The 20,115-nt window shown below is 74.1% G+C and carries 15 protein-coding genes; 5 read left to right on the plus strand and 10 right to left on the minus strand.

Annotation, left to right across the window (positions count from 1 at the left end; genetic code table 11):
* Positions 1–248 precede the first annotated feature (248 nt).
* Positions 249–1,034, plus strand: a complete 786-nt coding sequence (locus Q2K16_RS06375) for a helix-turn-helix domain-containing protein (RefSeq protein WP_302744113.1) — start codon at positions 249–251, stop codon at positions 1,032–1,034.
* A 232-nt stretch (positions 1,035–1,266) separates the two neighbouring features.
* On the opposite strand, the gene Q2K16_RS06380 is transcribed toward Q2K16_RS06375, so the two are convergent.
* From Q2K16_RS06380 to Q2K16_RS06420, 9 genes are all read right to left on the minus strand, one after another.
* Positions 1,267–1,857: a copper resistance CopC family protein gene (locus tag Q2K16_RS06380; protein ID WP_302744114.1), complete on the minus strand. Its 591-nt coding sequence runs from the start codon at positions 1,855–1,857 to the stop codon at positions 1,267–1,269.
* Positions 1,854–2,435: a hypothetical protein gene (locus tag Q2K16_RS06385; protein WP_302744115.1), complete on the minus strand. Its 582-nt coding sequence runs from the start codon at positions 2,433–2,435 to the stop codon at positions 1,854–1,856. Before Q2K16_RS06385 ends, Q2K16_RS06380 begins: the two co-directional genes overlap by 4 nt.
* A gap of 141 nt (positions 2,436–2,576) precedes the next feature.
* Positions 2,577–3,215, minus strand: a complete 639-nt coding sequence (locus Q2K16_RS06390) for a MerR family transcriptional regulator (RefSeq protein WP_168222484.1) — start codon at positions 3,213–3,215, stop codon at positions 2,577–2,579.
* 378 nt (positions 3,216–3,593) lie between these two features.
* Entirely contained in the window at positions 3,594–4,952 is a 1,359-nt protein-coding gene (locus Q2K16_RS06395) for a cytochrome P450 (protein ID WP_302744116.1), read from the minus strand.
* On the minus strand, positions 4,949–5,479 hold the full coding sequence (locus Q2K16_RS06400; RefSeq protein ID WP_205789518.1) for a flavin reductase family protein: 531 nt from the start codon (positions 5,477–5,479) through the stop codon (positions 4,949–4,951). The genes Q2K16_RS06395 and Q2K16_RS06400 overlap by 4 nt, the downstream gene beginning before the upstream one ends.
* Positions 5,480–5,501: 22 nt before the next feature.
* Positions 5,502–5,945 (minus strand): acyl-CoA thioesterase, encoded by a 444-nt coding sequence (locus Q2K16_RS06405; RefSeq protein WP_302744117.1) that lies wholly within the window; start codon positions 5,943–5,945, stop codon positions 5,502–5,504.
* A gap of 2 nt (positions 5,946–5,947) precedes the next feature.
* Positions 5,948–11,707, minus strand: a complete 5,760-nt coding sequence (locus tag Q2K16_RS06410; protein ID WP_302744118.1) for a type I polyketide synthase — start codon at positions 11,705–11,707, stop codon at positions 5,948–5,950.
* Positions 11,708–11,854: 147 nt separating this feature from the next.
* Complete coding sequence (locus Q2K16_RS06415; RefSeq protein WP_302744119.1) at positions 11,855–12,829, minus strand: DUF1702 family protein; 975 nt, start codon at positions 12,827–12,829, stop codon at positions 11,855–11,857.
* A 136-nt stretch (positions 12,830–12,965) separates the two neighbouring features.
* Positions 12,966–14,021 (minus strand): carboxymuconolactone decarboxylase family protein, encoded by a 1,056-nt coding sequence (locus Q2K16_RS06420; protein ID WP_302744120.1) that lies wholly within the window; start codon positions 14,019–14,021, stop codon positions 12,966–12,968.
* Between the two features lie 464 nt (positions 14,022–14,485).
* Between Q2K16_RS06420 and Q2K16_RS06425 the strand changes: the two genes are divergently transcribed.
* Complete coding sequence (locus Q2K16_RS06425; protein ID WP_402896581.1) at positions 14,486–15,232, plus strand: TIGR03084 family metal-binding protein; 747 nt, start codon at positions 14,486–14,488, stop codon at positions 15,230–15,232.
* Positions 15,233–15,290: 58 nt separating this feature from the next.
* Here Q2K16_RS06425 and Q2K16_RS06430 read toward each other — a convergent pair whose 3' ends face one another.
* On the minus strand, positions 15,291–16,286 hold the full coding sequence (locus Q2K16_RS06430) for a DUF1702 family protein (RefSeq protein WP_302744122.1): 996 nt from the start codon (positions 16,284–16,286) through the stop codon (positions 15,291–15,293).
* Between the two features lie 417 nt (positions 16,287–16,703).
* Between Q2K16_RS06430 and Q2K16_RS06435 the strand changes: the two genes are divergently transcribed.
* The 3 genes from Q2K16_RS06435 to Q2K16_RS06445 all read left to right on the plus strand — a co-directional run bounded on the left by Q2K16_RS06435 (position 16,704) and on the right by Q2K16_RS06445 (position 20,039).
* Positions 16,704–17,273 carry a DUF5987 family protein gene (locus Q2K16_RS06435; protein ID WP_194822147.1) on the plus strand — a complete coding sequence of 190 codons (570 nt, stop codon included), beginning with the start codon at positions 16,704–16,706 and terminating at the stop codon, positions 17,271–17,273.
* A complete protein-coding gene (locus Q2K16_RS06440) occupies positions 17,270–18,907 on the plus strand; it encodes an FAD-dependent oxidoreductase (RefSeq protein WP_302744123.1) in 1,638 nt (545 codons plus the stop codon). The genes Q2K16_RS06435 and Q2K16_RS06440 overlap by 4 nt, the downstream gene beginning before the upstream one ends.
* Positions 18,908–18,968: 61 nt before the next feature.
* Positions 18,969–20,039 (plus strand): carboxymuconolactone decarboxylase family protein, encoded by a 1,071-nt coding sequence (locus Q2K16_RS06445; RefSeq protein ID WP_302744124.1) that lies wholly within the window; start codon positions 18,969–18,971, stop codon positions 20,037–20,039.
* Positions 20,040–20,115: the final 76 nt, after the last annotated feature.

Consider the following 20,115-nt stretch of genomic DNA (forward strand, 5'->3'; position numbering starts at 1 on the left):
GCAGGATCGATAGCACGACTATCCATGTCGCCGGCCCAACGGCTCATTGCCGCCTATCTTTGGTCGCGCTAGCATCGACTCGGCCACAACGGCCAGAGGTAATTTCGACGGCCGCATCCGCGTTTATGCATTGATCGAGACTAAAGGCTCCATCAATCAGCCGGCATAGACACCCGTACGCACGCAGTCGCCACAGCCGTGCCCGGGGGATGCCAACGGCCGACGAATCGAGCACCCTGGGGGAGACCGTGGAAGACGTCATTGAACGGGCGGTGGAGCGAGCCATCGTCACGATGCGGGACAACATCGCCGAGCCGATCACCATCGACGACATGGCCCGCGCCGCGATGTTCAGCAAGTTCCACTTCTCAAGGATCTTCCGCCGGGTCACCGGCGTCTCGCCCGGTCGCTTCCTGTCCGCCATCCGCCTCCAGGAGGCCAAGCATCTGCTCGTCTCCACCACCCTGAACGTCGCCGACATCAGCCTCCGCGTCGGCTACAACAGCGTCGGCACGTTCAGCTCACGGTTCACCCGCAGCGTCGGCATGTCCCCCACCGCCTACCGGCGCTACCGGGGGTTCAGCACGCGCGTTCCGCAGGACGAGACCAGAGGTGCCTCGGGGGGGCGCACCTCGACCATCCGGGGCACCGTGGCCGGCCCCGACCAGGAGGATCTCGGTTTCGTCTTCGTCGGGCTCTTCCCCGACCCGCTGCCCGAGGGACGTCCCGTCCGGTGCGCGGTGCTCAACGGTGCCGGCGCGTTCGAGTTGGAGACGGTGCCGGAGGGCCACTGGTACCTGCTCGTACAGTCGGTACGCCCCGACGGTTCACCGACCGACGCCCACGACCTGGACCCCGACCACATCTTCGTCGGCTCGCACGGGCCGATCATCGTCCGCCGCGACCAGGCGGTCCCCCCGATCGAGATGCACCTCAAGCCGGCCCGTTCCATCGACCCGCCGGTACTGCTCGCGCTGCTCGACATCCGCCGGATGGCGCTCGACCAGGTCGGCTACCGGGCCGAGGCGGCCTGACCCCGGCTCACCCGGCACGGCAGACGGCGGCGCATCCCACGAGCGGTGGGGTGCGCCGCCCTGTCGTGTCCGCCGCCCGGCCGGGCCGGTGGGTGTCCCCCGGGCGACGACCAGATGCCGCCGGCCCGCACCACGGACCACCGGCGACGGCGACCGGCGACGCGAGGACGCCACCCGACGGGCCGGCCGGACCCGCCCACAGGGATCGGGCGGGACCGGCCGGCGGGACGGGTCAGTGTTCCGGGGGTTCCTCCGGGTCGGAGGCGACCCGGGGCCGGCGCAGCAGGATCACCGACAGCGCGATCAGCAGCCCCAGGTCCAGCACCAGCAGCAGGCCGTCCAAAGGGTCGGTGCCGACGTGCTGGTGCCCGGTGTCGGCCGCGACGTTCGCCGGCGGCAGCAGCGGTGCGGCGCCGACGGCGAACACGCTGCGCCCGGTGCTCTGCCGCCCGTCGGTGAGCCACACGTGGTAGGCGACCGTGTAGCTGCCCTGCGGCAGGGCGGGCACGGACACCACCAGCTCGGTCCCGTCGCGCCGGGACGCGCCGGTGGCCACCTGCGGGCCCTGCGCCGGGGTCAACGACACGTGCGCCTCGTTCGGGTCCGGCGTCCCCGGCAGCCGCAACCGCACCTCGGTCGGCCCGGTGGCCAGTCGGCTGCCGTCCGCCGGCACGACCACGGCGTCGACCGTCTCGGCCGGCCCGGGTGTGCCCGGCGAACGCAGCCACAGCGCGGTCGCCACGGTCACCAGCACCACGACGACGGCCGCCGTACGCGGCCCGAAGGAGCCACGACGGCGGCCGTCCTGTCCGGCGGTGGTCATGCCGGCGTGAGCGCCCTGACCGAACGGGGAGCGCAGGTGCAGGCCATCGTGGCCCGCTCGGCGGCGTTCGGTCGCAGGTGCAGGTACATCGCGACCACCATCGGCAGGAAGACGATCGTGTTGTAGAACAGGTGCAGCTCCACCCGGGGGACGAGCAGCTGGAGAATGCTGGTCGGCGCCGGCCGGTCGAACAGGAAGTTGCCGGTCTGCGCCTGGAGCAGCAGCAGCAGGTGCTCGATGTGGTGCCAGAACTGGATCACCAGGGCCACCGTCCACCAGGTGCGGGCCCGGCCGACGAAGCCGGGACGCAGCAACGCCAGCCCGATGAGCATCACGATGGCGTACCCGTAGTGCAGCCACTCGGAGGTGACCAGCCACGGCACGGCCATCCCCAGCACGCCGCGCGACTGCGGGACCGGCCAGCCCAGCACCCAGATCTGGAACGCCTGGGCGAGGTGCTCGGCCCAGTGAGCCAGCACCACGAGCATGTACAGGTTCAGCGCCATCCGGTGGTAGGGACCGTTGAGCAGGCCGAGCGGGCCCGATCGGGACTGGCGGGATGTGGCTTGGTTCGACATGTCGGGTGGTCTCCCCCATCGGTCGACGGACACCGGCACCGCAGCGGGCCGGGGGACGGCAGCACGCCGTCCCTCCAGGCTGGAACCCCTCGCGGTGGTTGTCGTCTTCGAGCGTGCCGAGTATCTACTGTGGTGGGCCGCTCAGGCGCCCGCCGGCCGCTCGGCGGGAGTCGCGCAGCAGCGCGCCAGGTGGCTCTCCTGGGCCATCCGGCGCATCGCCTCGAAGGCCACTTCGGACAGCACGTTCCACACGGCCATGGCGGTGGCGGAGTGCGCCGACTCGTGTTGGAACTCGTGCGTCACGATCCGCTCCGCGCTCTCGGCGTGCTCGCTGAACACGTCGATGTCGCAGTCGGCGTCCAACCGCTGCAACGCGGTCAGCACGTGGGCGAGGGTGTCGCGGCCCGGGGAGGCGACGTCGACCTCCCAGCCGAGCCGGTCGATGAACGCGTCGACCTGGACCCGGGCCGGCCCGACGTCCGGCGCGTCGTCGTCCTCGGGCTGGTCGGGGAAGAGCGCCCAGATGGTGGCCCGGCACTGCGCGCCCAACGCGAGCCCCTTGTCGTCCAGGGCGGCCAGCACCCGGCGCACCGAGGACAGGCTCAGTCGCCCGATGCCGGCCAGCACCCGGATCAGCTGGAGTCGGGCGAGGTGCTCCTCGCCGTACTCCGCCTGGTTACGTGCGGTGGGACGGCCCGGCGGCAGCAGGCGCTCCCGGATGTAGAACTTGATCGTCGGAAGTGGAACACCACTGATCCTGGCCAGATCTGAGATGCGCATCCGTCCCCCCAGGGTCCCGGTGGCCACCGCCGGACGCCGTGCGCGGCGGGGCTCCGCCGCCCGGCAGCGGTCGGCCCGAACGTAACGGCGGTGGCACCGCCGTGGACAGCGGACGCCGGGCAGCACGGCGGGTGAAGGCCGTCGGCGCGTCCGCGATGACGGCGGCGGAACCGCCCGTCGGCGCGACGGCGGCTCCATGGGCAGGGCGGGCACCTCGGGCCGTACCGGCCGGGGTGGTCGCCGCGCATCCGGGACTCATCGCACCTCCCCCAGCACGATGAGCAACCTGAGAGTTGCTCAGCGCAATAGTAACCAGTGCGGCCTGCGCGCAGGTTATTCGATGTTGCTGAACCGCGCTTCGCACCCGGGGTCCAGGGGTCACGTCAGGGCCCGTACCGTCATCGGCAGACCACCCCGGATGCGCAGCGACAGCATGGGTTCGGGCACCACCCGGTGCCCGTCCGGGGTGTGCAGCCGCAACCGGCGGCTCACCATGGCCACCACGAAGACCGCCTCCATCAGCCCGAGGTGGTTGCCGACGCAGAACCGCGGCCCGGCCCCGAACGGCACGTACGCGTAGCGCGGCCGGTCGGCCGACGCCGACGGCGAGAACCGCTCCGGGTCGAACCGGTCCGGCTCGTCCCAGTAGGCCCGGTGCCGGTGCAGGGTGTACGGACAGATCAGCACGTCGGTGCCGGCGGGCACCGCGTAGCCGCCGACCTCGTCGGCGCCCTGCGCCCGCCGGGACAGCATCCACACCGGCGGGTAGAGGCGCATCGCCTCGCTGAGCACCATCGAGGTGTACGTCAACCGGGGCAGGTCCTCGTAGGTGGGCGACCTGTCGCCCAGCACCTCCACCGCCTCGGCCCGCACCCGGTCCCAGATCTCCGGGTGCCGGTCGAGCAGGTGGAAGGTCCAGCCGAGGGTGCTGGCGGTGGTCTCGTGCCCGGCCAGCAGCAGGGTCGTCAGCTCGTCGCGCAGCCGCCGCCGGCCCACCGCGGGGTCGGTCTCCCGGCGGGTCGACTCCAGCAACCGGGACAACGCGTCGTCGTGGTCCTCGTGGCCCGGCCGGGACCGCCGCCGCGCCGCCAACTCGTCGACGATCCCCTCCAGCTCCCGACGGGCCCGCCGGAACCGCATCTGCTGCGGCAGCGGCACCCACATCGGCACCAGGTTCATCGACGCCATCTCGAACATCGCCTGGTCCTGCATGGACTCGAAGGCCACCCCGAGGGACCGGAAGCCGCTCAGGTCGGCGTCGAGCAGGGTCCGCCCGAGCACCCCCAGGGTCAGCCCGGTCATCTCCCGCAGGATGTCCACCGGCTCCCCACCAGCGTACGTCTCCAGCCGGTCGACCAGGCGGCCGGCCTCCTCGGCGACGATCCCGGCCTGCTGGGCGATGCGACGGGCCTGGAACACCGGCTGGATCACCCGGCGCTGCTCCCGCCACAGCTCACCCTCGCTGGTCAGCAGCCCGTCGCCGAGGGCCCGCCGGGCGTGCATCAGCCCGATGCCCTTGTGGTAGTTCTGGCTGTTGTCGGCCAGCACGTGCTTGGCGTGGTCCGGATGGTTGAAGAAGTGCAGCCCCCGCCCCGGGCCGAGACGCACCGCGTCGCCGTACGTCTCGGCGGCGGAGCGCATCAGCCCGAGCCGGTCGCGGCCGAGCTTCCACAGGGTGCCGAGCATCGCCACCCCGGTCGGCCCCCGGGGCACGACCCGGGGCGCGACGGTGGTCATCGGACCACTCCGCTCGGCATCGGGGTGATCTGCCGGAACCGGCCGTGCAGGAACAGCACCGCGTCCTCCTCGTGACGTTTCTCGGCCGACAGCAGCCGGCCGACGAAGATGGTGTGGTCGCCGCCCTCGTAGTCACGCCACAGGGCGCACTCGAAGGAGGCCAGCGCGCCGGTGATCAGCGGCGCTCCGGTCAACCGGCCGGGCCGCCAGTCGACGACGTCGAACTGGGCGGCCCCGAGCGGCCGGCGGCGGTCGGCGAAGTGCCGCGCCACGTGCTCCTGGTCGGCGGCGAGCACCGACACGGCGAAGCTGCCGGCGGCCACCAGGTGCCGGTGCATGACCGCCTCCCGGTCCACGCAGACCAGCAGCAGCGGCGGGTCCAGCGACACCGAGGTGAAGGCGTTCGCGGTCATCCCGTGCGGGGAGCGACCCCCGACGGTGACCACGGTGACGCCGGTGGCGAAGGCGGCGAAGGCCCGCCGCAGCGCCGCCGGGTCGACCGCCGGGTCGTCGTCGCCAAGGGGCATGTCCATGGTGGTCTCCTCGCCGTCACTGGGCCCGGACGGTGGCCGTGTAGGGCGCCAGCGCCCGGGTCAACGCCTCCGGCACCCGGGTCGGCGCGGTCCGGTTGTTCGGCCCGCGCATGCAGGCGACCCGCTGCCGCCCCCGGGCGACCAACGTCTCCCCGCCGCCCGCGTCGAGGCGTACGTAGTCGAAGCTGAACTCCAACTGGGTCTGCACCAGGTCGACCAGGCGCATCCGGATCGACAACTCGTCGAACGCGGTGATCTCGGCGAAGAACTCGCAGTCGACCTTCAGGGTGAACAGCTTCAGGTCGTCCTGGAGGTCGGCCAACACGTCCGGGGCGTGCTGCTTGAGGAACATCTCCCGGCAGCGTCCCTGCCAGCGCAGGTAGTTGACGTAGTAGACGTTCCCGACGATGTTGGTCTCCTCGAAACCGACCGTGTGCGGGTACTCGAAGTACTTGTCCATGCTCAACTCCACCCGTCGGTGAGCACGGTGAACACCACCGGTTGCGGGATGTCCACCAGGCTCGTGGCGAACGTGGCGACGCGCAGCGGACCCGAGGCCAGGACCACCCAGCCGTCAGGGCCGCCGGGCGTCAGGGTCAGCGGCGAGTCCGCCGGCAGGCCGACCTTGCGCAGGCACTCCACCGCGCCCCACACCCGGGTCGCCGCGGTGTGCGCGCTCTCGTCGCGGTCCCCGGCGATCAGCGCGGCCAGCCCGGCGTGGACGCCCAGCAGTCCCGCCCAGTCCGCCGTCGACCGCTCGGCCACCGGCTCGACGTCGCAGCCGACCGTCCCGGTGGCCGCGACGGCCAGGGTCACCCCCGCGCCGTGCGCCGCCGAGACGGCCCGGTCGCCGTCGACCTCCGGCCGGCCGTCCGGGCGGTAACGCACCTCGTGCCGGGCCCCGAGGGCACGGCCGACGGCGACGGCGGTCCGCTCCCGGCGGGGCACGTCCGGCCCGCCGTCGGGTTCCACGGCGACCGCGACCCGCGCGCCGAGCACGTCGCCGAGCCCCCGTTCCAGGTGCGAGCCGAGCAGCACCGGTAGCCACGGGCCGCGCCCGCCCCGGTGCCGGACCGCCTGCAACCGCAGGCCCTCCCAGCGTTCGACGACCGCACCGGACTCGTCGCGGACCGCGATGTCGTAGACGTAGGTGTCGCCGTCGCGGCTGCGTTCGGTGGCGCAGCAGCGCACCGTGCCGGTGCCGGACATCCGCGCCCCGGCCGGCCAGATCCGCTCCACGCCCACCGGCAGCAGGGTGGCGTCCGGTACGCAGACCTGGTTGCCGTGCATGAACGCGTCCCGGGTGCCCGGGTCGCCGAGCAGCAGGTCGGCGGGGAGGAAGCCGGCGAACCAGGCGTCGCCGCCACCGACGGCCACCTCGGCGTCGACGTCACGGGCGGCGGCCCGGTGGAACCGGCGCAGCCGCTGGAACCGGCCGCCCTGGAACAGCCACTCGCCGTACAGGTCCCGCTCGGGTGCCAGCGGCACCTGCGGCAGGCCCGGGTCGGTGCGTCCGGGCGGGCCGTCGGGGACGGCGGTGTCGGTGAACCGCAGCCGGGCCCGGAAGTGGTCGGTGGCGTACCCGGTCTCGGCGCTGCGGATCGCGACCTGGACGACGGCGTCGTCGGTGACGGTGGCCGCCACCCGGATGGCGGTGCTGCCGTCGGGCGGCACCACGATCGGCCGGGGGAACTCCACCTGCTCGACCACCGGCACCGTGGACCGGCCGGTGACCGCGACCGCGACCTGCGTCATCGCCTCCATCCCGAACACCGCCGGGAAGAGCAGGTTGCCGTCGAGCAGGTGGTCGGCGAGGTACCGGTCGGCGCCGGCGGTCAGCTCGACCTCGCAGACCAGCTCCACCCCCGGGTAGTACGCCAGCGGCTTGTCCACGAAACGCAGCAGCGGCAGCGGGGGCCGGTCGTAGCGTAGGGTGTCCATCCCCTCGGCCCGGCCGCTGACCACCACCACCGGCGGCACGTCCGGGTCGTCGAGCAGCCGCAGCAGCACCTCGACGCCCTGGTCGGGGCTGATCGGGACGACCCCCTCCCGGCTCAGCGACTCCACCACCGACAGCCGTTCACCCATGCCCACCCCGGACCAGACCGACCACTCCAGACACAGCGCCCGGCAGTTCGGCAACCGGCGGCCGGTCTCCTCGGTGAGCCCCGCCAACCAGTCGTTGGCGGTGGCGTAGTGCGCCTCGCCGCGCAGGCCGGCCCGGCCGATGATGCTGCCGAAGGTGACCAGCAGGCGCAGCTGCCCGGGATCGACCGCGGCGAGCACCGCGCGCAGGCCGTCCAGCTTCGGGGCGAAGGTCCGCCGCAGCGCCGCCGCGTCCAGGGCGGTCAGCGCGGCCGGCTCGTTGCGGCCCGCGCCGTGCAGCACCGCGGTCACCGGGCCCAGCGCCGCCCGTACCCCGGCGACCGCGTCGGCGACCTGGGCGGCGTCGGTGACGTCGGCGCGGGCGTAGTGCACCCGTACCCCGTGGGCGGCCATCCGGCGCAGGTTGTCCGCCAGTTCGGTGTCCTCGGCGGGGTCGGAGCGCCCGAGCAGGCCCAGCGCGGCCCCGGTCCGCTGCGCCACGGCCAGGGCGCACTCGGCGGTGATGCCCTTGCCGCCCCCGGTGACCAGCAGCACGTCGGTGTCGTCCAGGGCCGGCCGGGTCTGCGCCGCGTGTACCGGAAGGGCCCGCAGCACCGGCAGCCGGCGAGCCCCGGCGTCGTCGTAGTGGCTCTCCTGGTAGCCGGTGGTCGCGCCGACCTCGGCGACTACCCGGTCGACGGCCCCGGGCCCCGCCGGGGTGTCCACCACCGTCACCCGCAGCTGAGGGGCCTCCAGGCGCAGGGTCTTGGCCACCCCGGTCGCGCCACGCCCCCGCTGGACCAGCACGAACCGGGTGCCGGCCGGCCCGGCGAGGGCCTCCTTCGCGCCGGCCAGGGCCAGTTCGAGGTGTTCCTCGGCGCACTCGGACGGCAGGCACACCAGCACGCCGGAGTCGACGGCGGCCCGTTCGAGGGCGTGCCGCAGCGGCGCGGCCAGCGGGTGCCCGTCGGGGGCGAAGACCTGCCACCGGCCGGGGACGCCACCGCCGGTCGGGACCGGCGGCCCGGCCGGCTCGCCGTCGACGGCGAAGGCACGGGTCCAGGACGCCGCGCCGGTGACGGCGGGCGCCCGGTCGTGGTCGCCGGCCTGGCCGGTCGCGGAAAGCTCGTCGAGCGCCACGGCCAGCTCCGCGACGGTGGCGGTGGCGAAGTTCGTCGGGGCCTGCGCCGGCGGCACGTTCACCAGCCGGGACGCCTCGTTGATGATCTGCCCGACGGTGATCGAGCTGAGGTGCAGGTCGTCCAGGAGCCGGCTCTCGCCGTGCACCATGGTCAGCGGCAGCTCGGCCCGCTCGGCGGCCAGCCGGCGCAGCATCTCCACCGTGGACTCGCCGTCGACCGGGCCGTCGCCGTCGGTCGGGGCGGGCCGGTCGACGCGGGCCGCCTCCGGCAGGTCCACCAGCGGGGCCTGCTCGCAGGGGCTGGCGAAGAAGTGCTGCTCGGCCCCGATGCGCAGCGGCCGGCGCAGCCGGTCGTCGAACAGCGCCGGGTAGTCGTGCGCGGCACCCACCACGAACGCGGCGGCGGCCACCCGCAGCAGCCCGCGCAGCGACTCGTCGTCGGTGTCCAGCGCCACCGCCGGCACGTCGGTGATCGCCCCGGCCAGTCCGCTGAGGATACGACCCGGCCCGACCTCCACGAAGAGGTCGATGTCCTTGGCAGCCAACGCCACCGCCTGGGCGAACAGCACCGGGTCGGTGATCTGGCGGTGCAGCAGCGCCCGCAGGTCGGTCTCGGCGGGCAGGGTCTCGCCGGTCACGGTGGAGACCACCCGCCGCCGCACCGTGCCGAAGGACTCCCGGGTCAGGTGCCCGGCGAACGCGTCCGCCGCGGGCGCCACCAGCGGGGAGTGGAAGGCGTGCGAGACCCGCAGCAGGGACGCGCCGAGACCCGCCCCGGCGGCCAGGTCGAGCGCCGCCCGGACCGCCTCCTCGGTGCCGGCCACCACCGTCTGTTCCGGCCCGTTGTAGCCGGCGATCACCACGGGTACGCCGGCCACCAGCGCGGACACCCGCTCCGGTCCGGCGTTGACGCTCGCCATCACCCCGGAGGAGCTGTGTTCGGTCATCGTCGCGCCCCGCGCCCGGGTCACCCGCAGCAGCGTGTCGTCGTCCATCGCGCCGGCCCAGTGCAGGGCGGACAGTTCGCCGAGGCTGTGCCCGACCGCGACGGTCGCGTCCAACCCCAGCAGGTCCAGGGCGGCCAGGCCGGCCCGGGAGCCGGTGACGATACGCGGCTGGGCCAGCGCGGTGGCCACCATGTCCCCGGTGACGGGCAGGTCGGCCCGGCGGAACACCTGGTCCACCTCGGTCAGCCGGCGGCGCAGCGCCCCGCCGCTGGTGCCCCGGCCGGCGCCCTGGCCGGGGAAGAGGTAGCCGATCCGGCCGACCCCGCCGACGTGGCCGAGGAAGCTGCGGCCGTCGCCGTCGACCAGCCGGCTCTCGCCGGAGTCGAGCAGCTCGCAGAGCCGCCGCAGCCGCTGCTGCGCGTCGGTGGGCGAGGACACCACCACCGCCGCCCGGTACGGCCGGTCGGCGAGCTGGTCGTGCAGGGTGGCCGCCACGTCGGCGAGCTGCCCCTGGGCCAGGGTCGGCACGTAGTCGAGGAGTTCCTGGAGCCGGCCGCGCAACTCGTCGCGGGACGACCCGTCGACCAGGAACAGCTCCACGTCCTGCACGGAGGTGGCGAGCCGGGCGGTCCGGGTGTCGAAGGCGACCCGGCGGGCGGTGCCGGCCCGGTCCAGCACCACGTGCGTGTTGATGCCGCCGAACCCCATCGCGGTGATGCCGGCGCGCACCGGCTGGTCGTCCGGCCACGGTTCGGCCGTCCGCAGCACCCGCAGCGTCGCGTCGTCACGGGTGAGCAGCTCGTGCGGGTCGACGCAGCCGAGCGCGGGCGGCAGCACCTGGTGATGCACGGCCAGCGCCGCCTTGATCAGGCCGGCCACCCCGGCCGCCGCCTTGGTGTGCCCGATCATGCCCTTGATGGAGCTGATCACGGCGGGCGGGGCGGTCGGGTCGGCCTCCCGGCGGGCCTGAGACAGGGCGGTCAGCTCGGTGGCGTCCCCGACTGCCGTGCCGGTGCCGTGCCCCTCGAACAGCGGCACCGACTCGATGCCGAACCCGGCCCGCTCGTACGCCCGGCGCAGGGCGAGCTGGTAGCCGTTGACCTCGGGACGGGTGATGCCACCCTTGCCGTCGGAGGAGATGCCCCAGCCGGCGATGGTGGCGTAGCTGCGGTGGCCGGCGGCGAGCGCGTCCGCCTCACGCATCAGCACCACCATCCCGCACCCCTCCCCCGGCCAGAAGCCGTTGGAGTGCCGGTCGTAGACCCGCATCTCGTCGCGGGCCAGCGCGCCGGTCTTGGCGAACCCGACGATCTCGAACGGATCGATGGACAGGTCCACCCCGCCGGCCACCGCGACGTCGAGGTCGCCGTCGAGCAGGGCCCGGCAGGCGGTGGCGACCGACAGCAACGACGACGAGCAGGCGCCGTCGACGGTGTACCCGCCACCGTTGAGGTCGAAGTAGTTGCAGATCCGGCCGGCAATGGTGTTGGACAGGCCACCGGCGAGGGTGTCCTCGTCGATCTCCGGGAACGGTGCCTTGTAGCGGTCCTCCAACTCGTCGAGGAAGGTCGCCAACCGGTCGTCCTCCCAGCCCTGCTGTTGCAGCGCGGTGGCGACCGTACGGCGGACGAACGGCCAGCGCAGCCGCAGCACGTTGGCGCGGGCGAACTCACCGGTGAGGGTGTTGCCCACGACCACACCGGTGCGGTCGCGCGGCAGCCCCTCCCCAGCGGGGAAGCCGGCGTCGCCCAACGCCTTGGCGGCCATGTCCAGGGCGAGCCAGTGGGTCAGGTCGGTGGAGCGGTACGTGCTGCCGGCGATCTTGTACGCGAGCCTGTCGAACTCGTACCCCTCGATGACGGCGGCGGTACGGGCGTAGAACCGGTCCGGGGCGCTCGGCTCCGCGTCCCAGTAGTCCGCCAACCGCATGCGGACGTCGGGCAGCGCGCGGAAGGCCCGGCGACCGGCGAGGGCGTTCTCCCACAGTTCTCGGGGCGAGGTGGCGTCCGGGTATCGGCACGCCATGCCAACGATGGCGATCCTGGTCATGCGGGCACGATCTCCTTACCGTTCGGGTCGCCACGGGCGTGGCGAGGCGCCTGCCGAGGCGTGGGCAGGTGTGGGGAGGGAGGCTGCGCCGGGACCACCGGCGCGGGGCGGGACGGGGACGGGGGACGGGGGACGGGACGTCCCCGGTCACTGCCTTCCGCGTACCCGGAGTTCGTCGGCGATGGCCTGGCGCCAGATCTCGTAGGCGGGCTCCAGCGGGCTGTCGCCGCCGGTCGGCCGCTGCTCGTCGCAGATCCGGACGGCCTCGGCCGGGGTGGTGCCGGCCAGCACCGACGTGGCCCGGGCGGTGTGCGGGGTCTCCAGACCGGCGGTGAGCCGGGCGGTCGCCGCGAACGCGCTGCCCTGGGCGACCTCGGCGCGGTGCTTGCCGGCCCGGTCGAGGAAGAGGCGCAGTTCGTCGGCGTCGGCGCCGCCGGCGTACGTGGCCGCCAGGCCCGCGCCGCCGTACAGGTCGCTGCGACGCTCGGCCGGGAAACGGTCGATCAGGTCGGCGACCACCCCGGCGTCGGTGCCGCCGACGAACCACATCGCCCGGCCGATGCCCTGGTCGATGGCGCGGCGGGAGTACCAGCGGGGGCCGTCGGCGGGCCACGGGAAGTCCGGCTCCTGGTACTGCTCGTGCACGTACCGGCGGGTGCGGAAGTACGCCTGGTGGAAGCCGTAGCCGTCGAGCGCCAGCCAGCGCAGCAGCGGGTCCGGGGCGTACAGCTTCGACCAACGGAACCGGGGCACCCGGGCCATCGCCCAGCCGACCCCCACGTAGGCCATGTAGACGTGGTCGGCGCCCCGGCCGGCGAGGAACGTCTGTACCCGGTCCGACCGGCCGCCGGGCAGGGCGTCCAGCACGGCGAGGGCCATCGCGGCCCCCTCGTAGGCGAAGCCCCGGAACTGCGGACGCACCGCCTCCAGCGCCGGTTCGGCCTCGGCGGGGGTCCGCGCCTCGGCGGCCGCGGCGTACCCGGTCAGAAATGATTCGCCGACGGTTTCCAACAGTTCGACGGCCGCCGGATTCTTTCGGTGGAAACCGCGAACGTCGAGTTTGGTCGCCGAGGACGATGGCGTGATAATGCGTCGCCGCAGTCTCAGGAATAGATTAGACACCGGGCGTCCCCCTATCTTCTCGCACGTCAGGAGGGATGCCTCCTGAAGTTATGTTTTCAGCGGCGAAACAGATCGTCTACTTCTAAGGTGCGCCACCGGCGCATTACCTACCGCACCCGGTAATTGAACCGGCGGGTCACCGGGCGGCCGGGCGCAGGCAGCGCCGGCCGACCTCCCGGGCCGCCGCGTACGCCGCCCAGGCGACCGCCTGCACCAGCGCCCGGTCGGTCGGCACGGTACGCCGGAACGCCCCGACCACCTCGTCGTCGACCCGGTAGGAGGCGAACGCGGTGAGCAACGCCAGCCGGCCCGCCGCCCGGTCCGGCTCGGGCAGCCCGGCGCAGGCGTCGTCGTACCAGCCCCGGCCGGGGCCGGGTGACGAGCCGTCCCACCGGTCGAGCCGCTCGCGCAGCAGCTCCCGGACCGGAGCCGGCACCGCCTCCTCGCCGGCCCGGTCGAACGCCCGGTAGGCGCGGGCCACCGCACCGGCGATCACCGGGTCGGCGGCGGCCCAACCGGCGTCGTCGGGCAGCGTCGCCGCCGGCAGCAGCGCCAGCGACCGTCCCGGCCGGGGCGCACCCCGCAGGGTGGGTCGCAGCAGCCGGCCGACGGCCCGCTTGAACCGGCGGCGGGCCGCACCGGTCAGCCCGGCCGGCAACAGGTGGTCGGGCAGGAACACGTTGACCACCCGGGCCAGGTAGTGGAAGGCGACCACCACACCGACCAGTTCCGGGGCGTGCGCCGCCGGGAACGGGGCGGCGGTGGCGGTGGCGTGGGCGTGCCGGGCCCAGCCGGCCACCGCCCGGACCGCCGGGTCACGAAGGTCGACGATCCGGTCGTCGGCGACGGCCTCGGCGTCGTCCTCGGTGGCCAGGTCGTACAGGCTGATGCTGTGCATGTCCACGCAGTACGGGCAGGTGTTCGCCACCGAGACCCCGGCGGCCACCGCCTCCTTGGTGCGGCGGTCCACGGTCCGCCCCGCCACGAGCGGCTCCCGCATCAACATCCAGTACGCGGCGAGCACCGGCGGCGCCGGAGAGTGCAGCAGCACCGGCGGCACCACCAGCTTCTGCTCCCGCTCCGCCTGGGCGTAGACGTCGGCCACCAGCCCCCGGGCGGTCCCGGCCGGCACCGGCGTGACGTACCTGACCTGCCGGCGTACCACCGAGGACGCGACCCGTGCGGCGACCATGACCTCTCCCCCTGGCGGGCCCGCGCACCTGCCGGGGTTCGCCGGACGTCGACGGCCGGGCCCATCGAGGTCAGCATGCGCCGGTCGGCCCGGCCGGTGGTTCTTCCACGGTGCGCAACCCGGCGCATGGGCGCGGATGCGTCCCCGGCGACAGGTGTCCACAATCGGGCCCACGCGCCTCGCGGCGGCGACGACGGCGGTGGGCCGCCAGCGCATGACGAGAGAAGACAGCGCCCGCGCCCGGCCCGCATGCTGCTGGTGCTGACGTGACGCCGTCGACGTGGGCCCGGCCACCGGCCGCCCGCGCGTCAGGCGGCGACGGGTTCGGCGTCGTGCGTGGCAACCGGCGCCCTCGGACGCGCCGGGCCACGCTCGCCCCTGCTGACGAGCGAGAGGACAGACGCGTGAGCGCACGGAACGACGTCTTCGTCGACCTGACCCTGGAGGGTGACGCCGTCGACCGGATGGTGGCCGGCCTCGACGAGGCGCAGTGGGCGCTGGACACCCCCGCGCCGGAGTGGACCATCGCCCACCAGATCGCCCATCTGGCGGCCACCTTCCGGCTGGCCGGCCTGGCCGCGGCGGACCCGGCGGGGTTCATCGCGCTCGCCCAGCAGTTCGGGCCCGACTTCAACCGCAACGTCCGGACCGCGCTCTCGCCGTACCTGTCCGCTCCGCCACCGGCGCTGCTGGCCAAGTGGCGCGAGGAACGGGCCACCGCCGAGCGGGCGCTGGCCGCGGTGCCCGCCGGGCAGACGGTGCCCTGGCTGGTCCGGCCGCTGCCCGCGCCGGTGCTGGCCGCCGCCGGCATGATGGAGCTGTTCGGCCACGGCCAGGACATCGCCGACACGCTCGGGGTCCGCCCCGAACGCACCGACCGGCTGCGGCACCTGGTCGACTTCGCCGTCCGCACCTGGGACTTCGGCTACCAGGCCCGGGGGTTGGACACCCCGGACGTCGCGCTGCGGTTCGAGATCACCGCGCCCTCCGGCGGTGAGGTCTGGGAGTTCGGGCCGGCGGACGCGACCGAGCGGATCACCGGCCCGGCGGCCGACCTGTGCCTGCTGGTCACCCGCCGCCGGCACCGCGCCGACCTGGCGCTGACCGCCGTCGGGGCGGAGGCCGACCGCTGGCTGGACCTGGCGCAGGCCTACCGGGGTCCGGCCGGCCCCGGCCGCGCCCCCGGCCAGTTCGACACCATCGCGGCGTGACGGCCGTCGGCCCCCGTCCCGGTCCGGGGCGGGGGCCGACGGCTGTCCGCCGACCGGATCAGGCCGGGGTCGCCGGGTCGCCGGTCGGCACCCGGTCGCGCACCCGGGCCCGCCACAGCTCGTACGCCGGCAGGTCCGGCCCCGCGGCGGTGTCCACCGCGACGTCGTCGGCCAGCACGGACGCGTGCTCCACGCTCATCCCGGCCAGGGCGTGCAGCGCCACCCCGGTGTGCCCGGGGATGTGACCGGAGTAGTCGCGGGCCTTCGCGGCGAACACCGCGCCCTGGCCGAGGTGCGGGCGGTCGACGCCGCTGAGCCGGGCCAGCGTGGCCAGCCCGGCCGCGTCGCAGCCACCGGCGAACGTGGCCGCCAGCCCGACGCCGCTCCACAGGTCGGGACGCCGGGACCTGTCGAACTGCTCCACGGCGGTCGCCACCTGGTCCGGCTGGGCACCGTGGATGAACCACAGCGCCCGGCCGACGCCCTGGTCGCAGGCGCGCGCGAAGTAGTCGGGATGCCCCTGCCAGGGGTACGCCGCGGGGCGGTACTGCTGCCGTACCCACTGGTCGGTGTCGAAGTAGGCCCGGTCGAAGCCGTACCCGTCGACGGCCAGCCAGCTCATCGTCGGGTAGTACCGCATGCCGGCCAGGTCGGGCAGGACCCGCCGCCACAGGGGGCGGGGCAGCCGGGCCATGGCGAAGCCGATCCCGATGTAGGTGAGGAAGGTGTGCCGCTCGGCCCGCCCGCGCAGCAGGTCCCGGGTCCGGTGGCCGCGCCCGCCGGCCATCGCGTCGCGGACCGTGAAGGCCATCGTGGCGCCCTCGTAGGCGAACCCGCGCAGCTCGACGTCGACCAGTTCCAGGCGTCGTTCCACCTCCCACTGGTCGCGGGCGTCGATCGCCCACTCGAAACCGCAGATCACCGTCTGCGGGATGGCCTCCAGTCGCCGGGTCGCCGCCGACTCGACGACGGGGAAGCCGCGCCGGGCGAAGGTCACCTCGGCCAGGGACGGGGTGAGCAGCAGCCTGCGGAGCGAACCGAGGGTGGTCGGCATGGCCATCTCCCTGGGGGAACGCCTGACGGTCGGTGCCGTCGGCAACGGTCGGGGGACCCGCCGGGGCACCTGCGGGCACACGCCGGTCACGGGTCCACTCATCGTCCGGGCCACGGCGGTTCTCCCGCTTCTCCGGGCGTGCGCAGGTGCGTCCACCGGCCGGCCCGCCGCCGGGCGGGACGGGCCACCTCCACCGGCCGCCCGGCGGCGGGCCGCGGTCACGGCGGGGTGCCGAGCGCACTTCGGAAGGTGTTTCGGCGGGCCCGGTGCGTGCACGATGTGCGGCAACGGAGTCGTGCGGCGACGGTGCCCGGGATTCCTCCGCCACCGGGCGGCACGGACATTCGCGCGATCCACGGTGAACGCATCACCGCAGTTTCTCCCGGAACAATTTCGCACCGGACAGGAGGCGTCGTCGTGCAGTCCGATACCACCGACGCAGACGTAGCGCGGACAATGACCATCGAGGCCTTCGCCGACACCATCGTTCCGGGCGAGAAGAGAAGCCCGGACGACCGGGCGGTGGCGGGTGCCGCCCCCGGTGGCGGCGCGGTCGCCGCCGGGGCGCTGGAGCTGCTGGAGCTGCCGGCCGGCGGCCTGGCCGACTCGCTCGACGGGCTGGCCGTCACCCTCGACATGCACGCCGGGGAGTACGCCGCCGAGCAGGGCGTCGCGCTGGACCCGACGCTGCCGGCCTTCGTGGCCCTGCCGTTCGAGCACCGTACCGAACTGGTCCGCCGGCTGACCGACCCGGAGCACCCGGAGAAGCAGATGTGGGTCGGCCTGGCGCTGTTCAGCAACATGGCCTTCGACAGCGCGGCGCACCTGCCCACCGTGGCGGCGCTGGCCGACGGGCATCCCGGACTGGTGCACCTCGGCTACCACCGGCCGGACGTCGACGGGCTGTGGCGCTACCCGAACTACTCCTACGGCCGTCCCCTGGCCCCCCTGCACCCCGACACGACCCCCACCGGGAGCCCGGCATGAGCAGCACCGAAAGCACCGACGTCCTGATCATCGGCAGCGGTTTCGGCGGCGCGATCACCGCCTACCACCTGGCCGCCGGTGGCGCGAAGGTGGTGATCCTGGAACGCGGACCGTGGCTGTCCAGCCAGGAGTTCGACCACGACTTCGAGCTGGGCTCGTCGTACACCCGGGCGTTCGACTTCGTCGTCGGCGACGGGATGAGCGTGCTCAGCGGCAACTGCGTGGGCGGCGGGAGCGTCGTCTACTTCGCCACCATGCCCCGCGCGCCCCGGTTCGTCTTCGAACGGCACGGCTCGATCGGCCGGCGGATGTGGCCGGCCGCGATCAACCGGGACACCCTGGACCCGTGGTACGACCGGGTGGTCGAGGCGCTGCCGGTCACCGGTCAGAGCTGGGACCAGGTGCCGTACCCGGGTGGGTTGTGGGCGGCGGCGTGTGCCCACGCCGGCCGGACGGCCAACCCGGTGCCGTCGGCGATCGACCTGGACAAGTGCACCAACTGCAACTGGATGATGGCCGGCTGCCGCTTCGACGCCAAGCGGTCGCTGCTGCTGAACTACCTGCCGGCGGCGTTGGCCCACGGGGCGACCATCCGACCGCTGCACGAGGTGCAGCACCTGTCCCGCACCGACGACGGCGGCTACCGGGTGCACTACCGGATCGTCGACGACGAGGACTACCGGATCCTGCACGACGCGGGCACCATCGACGCGAAGATCGTCATCGTCGCGGCCGGTGCCGGGGCGACCCCGGTCATCCTGCAACGCTCCGAGCCGACGCTGGGCACGATGCCGAGGGCCGTGGGCCGCTACTTCTCCGGCAACGGGGAACGGCTCAACACCGCCGTGTTCGACGAGGACCGGGTCCGCGAGGTGCTGGGCCTGGACCGGGGTGACGGCGTCGCCTACGAGGCGTACCAGATCGGCCGGGGGCCGACGGTGGCCAGTTGGGACCGGCTCGACGCCAGCCTGCCCGAGTACGAGCGGTACTCGCTGGAGCAGCTCTACTTCCCGCCCGGCCTGGGCACCATCCTCGCCCAGGTGCCCGACGCGACCGGCCCGAGCTGGTTCGGGGTGGAGAAGAAGGAGCTGATGCGGCACTTCAAGTCGTGGCTGACCGTCTTCACCATGTCCGAGGACGACAACGAGGGCGTGTTCGGGCCGCCGCCGGAGACCGGCAACGCGCACCGGTTCTCCCAGCAGATGCTGGGGCACGGCCCGCTGCGCTACCAGCCCACCGCCAACACCTGGCGGGGCTGGAACCTCTCCGACGCCGACGTCAAGGACATCGTCGAACGCGACGGCCTGGCGAAGGTGATGCCGTGGACCAACGACCTGGTGGGCGCGTACACCGTGCACCCGCTGGCGTCGTGCCGGATCGGTGACGACCCGGCGACCTCCGCCCTGGACGACCGGCACGAGCTGCGCGGGCACCCGGGCATCTTCGTCACCGACGGGTCGGCGGTGCCCGGCGCCCTCACCGTCAACCCGGCCCTGACGATCAGCGCGCTTGCCGAACGGGCCGTGCCGGGCATCGTCCGGGCCGCCCGGGAACGCGGGATCGCGGTCACCTACGGCGCTCCCGCGCCGGACGGCGCGACCGCCGGCCGGCGCGCCGTGCTCCAGGCCCGCTGACCCCGACCACGGTCCCCCGGCATCCGGCCGGGGGACCGCCCCGACCTGGAAGGGGATGACCGTGGGGACCCTGTTGGCCCGCGCCACCCGGCGCACCGTCCTCGCCCACGTACGGCACGTCCGCCCGGTCGCCGCGCACCGCGCGGACGGCCTCGTCGCCCGGGTGTACGCCCAGGTGGAGCAGGACTTCGGCATGCTCGCACCGCCGGTGGCGCTGCACTCCCCCGCCCCGCAGGTGCTGGCCGCGAGCTGGGCGATGCTGCGGGAGACCCTGGTGGCCACCGGCGCGGCGGGGCGACCGGCGAAGGAGACGGTGGCGGCGGCGGTGTCCGTGGCGAACCGCTGCCCGTACTGCGTCGACGTGCACGGGGCGGCCCTGGTGGGGCTGCTGCCGACCCTCGACGGGACCGGCCCGGCGGTGGACCGGCTCGACGACGGCGAGTGGGGTCCGCTGTCGCGGTGGGCGCGGCAGCCCTCCCCGCACGGGCCGGCCGGGCCGCCACCGGCGCCGCCTGACCAACTGCCGGAGCTGGTCGGGGTGGCGGTGGTCTTCCACTACCTCAACCGGATGGTCAACGTCTTCCTCCAGGACTCACCGCTGCCCGCCGCGCCGTCGGTGGCCCGGGGAATGGTGCAGCGCACGGCGGCCCGGGTGATGGGCACGCTGGCCCGCCGCCACCGGACACCGGGGGCGGCGTTGCCGCTGCTGCCCGAGGTCACGCCGCCGGCGGACCTGGCCTGGGCGGGTCCGACGGTGCTCGCCGAGGCGATGGCGCGCAGCTACGCCGCGATCGGCGACGCCGGCCGGCAGGTGGTGCCCGCCGGGGTACGGGAGCTGGTCGTCGCCCGCTGCGCCGACCCGCAGGACGGCCCGACCGGCGTCAGCGCCCGCCCCTGGGTGGACGCCGCGGTCACCGCGCTGCCCCCGGCGGAGCGTCCGGCGGGACGGCTCGCCCTGCTCACGGCGTTCGCCTCCTACCAGGTGACCGACGCCGTGGTGGCGGACTTCCGGGCCCACCATCCCGGCGACGACGCCCTGGTCACGGTCACCGCCTGGGCGGCCCTGACGGCGGCCCGCCGGTACGGCCCCGCCCTGGCCGGCGTTCCGGACGCGATGGAGTCGACCGGCTGACCCCGGCCGGGTGACGGTTTCTCCGGTAGCCATATGCCCAGCAGTCATGTTGATGACTGCTGGGCATGACACTCTC

The organism is Micromonospora cynarisoli, assembly GCF_030518815.1.
In the GTDB taxonomy this organism is placed as follows: Bacteria; Actinomycetota; Actinomycetes; order Mycobacteriales; family Micromonosporaceae; genus Micromonospora; species Micromonospora wenchangensis.

What these genes read in the sequence shown, in the direction of transcription:
- Q2K16_RS06380 (WP_302744114.1), bottom strand. Translation starts at nt 1,857, where the DNA reads ATGACCACCGCCGGACAGGACGGCCGCCGTCGTGGCTCCTTCGGGCCG.
- Q2K16_RS06385 (WP_302744115.1), bottom strand. Translation starts at nt 2,435, where the DNA reads ATGTCGAACCAAGCCACATCCCGCCAGTCCCGATCGGGCCCGCTCGGC.
- Q2K16_RS06390 (WP_168222484.1), bottom strand. Translation starts at nt 3,215, where the DNA reads ATGCGCATCTCAGATCTGGCCAGGATCAGTGGTGTTCCACTTCCGACG.
- Q2K16_RS06395 (WP_302744116.1), bottom strand. Translation starts at nt 4,952, where the DNA reads ATGACCACCGTCGCGCCCCGGGTCGTGCCCCGGGGGCCGACCGGGGTG.
- Q2K16_RS06400 (WP_205789518.1), bottom strand. Translation starts at nt 5,479, where the DNA reads ATGCCCCTTGGCGACGACGACCCGGCGGTCGACCCGGCGGCGCTGCGG.
- Q2K16_RS06405 (WP_302744117.1), bottom strand. Translation starts at nt 5,945, where the DNA reads ATGGACAAGTACTTCGAGTACCCGCACACGGTCGGTTTCGAGGAGACC.
- Q2K16_RS06410 (WP_302744118.1), bottom strand. Translation starts at nt 11,707, where the DNA reads ATGACCAGGATCGCCATCGTTGGCATGGCGTGCCGATACCCGGACGCC.
- Q2K16_RS06420 (WP_302744120.1), bottom strand. Translation starts at nt 14,021, where the DNA reads ATGGTCGCCGCACGGGTCGCGTCCTCGGTGGTACGCCGGCAGGTCAGG.
- Q2K16_RS06425 (WP_402896581.1), top strand. Translation starts at nt 14,486, where the DNA reads ATGGTGGCCGGCCTCGACGAGGCGCAGTGGGCGCTGGACACCCCCGCG.
- Q2K16_RS06430 (WP_302744122.1), bottom strand. Translation starts at nt 16,286, where the DNA reads ATGCCGACCACCCTCGGTTCGCTCCGCAGGCTGCTGCTCACCCCGTCC.
- Q2K16_RS06440 (WP_302744123.1), top strand. Translation starts at nt 17,270, where the DNA reads ATGAGCAGCACCGAAAGCACCGACGTCCTGATCATCGGCAGCGGTTTC.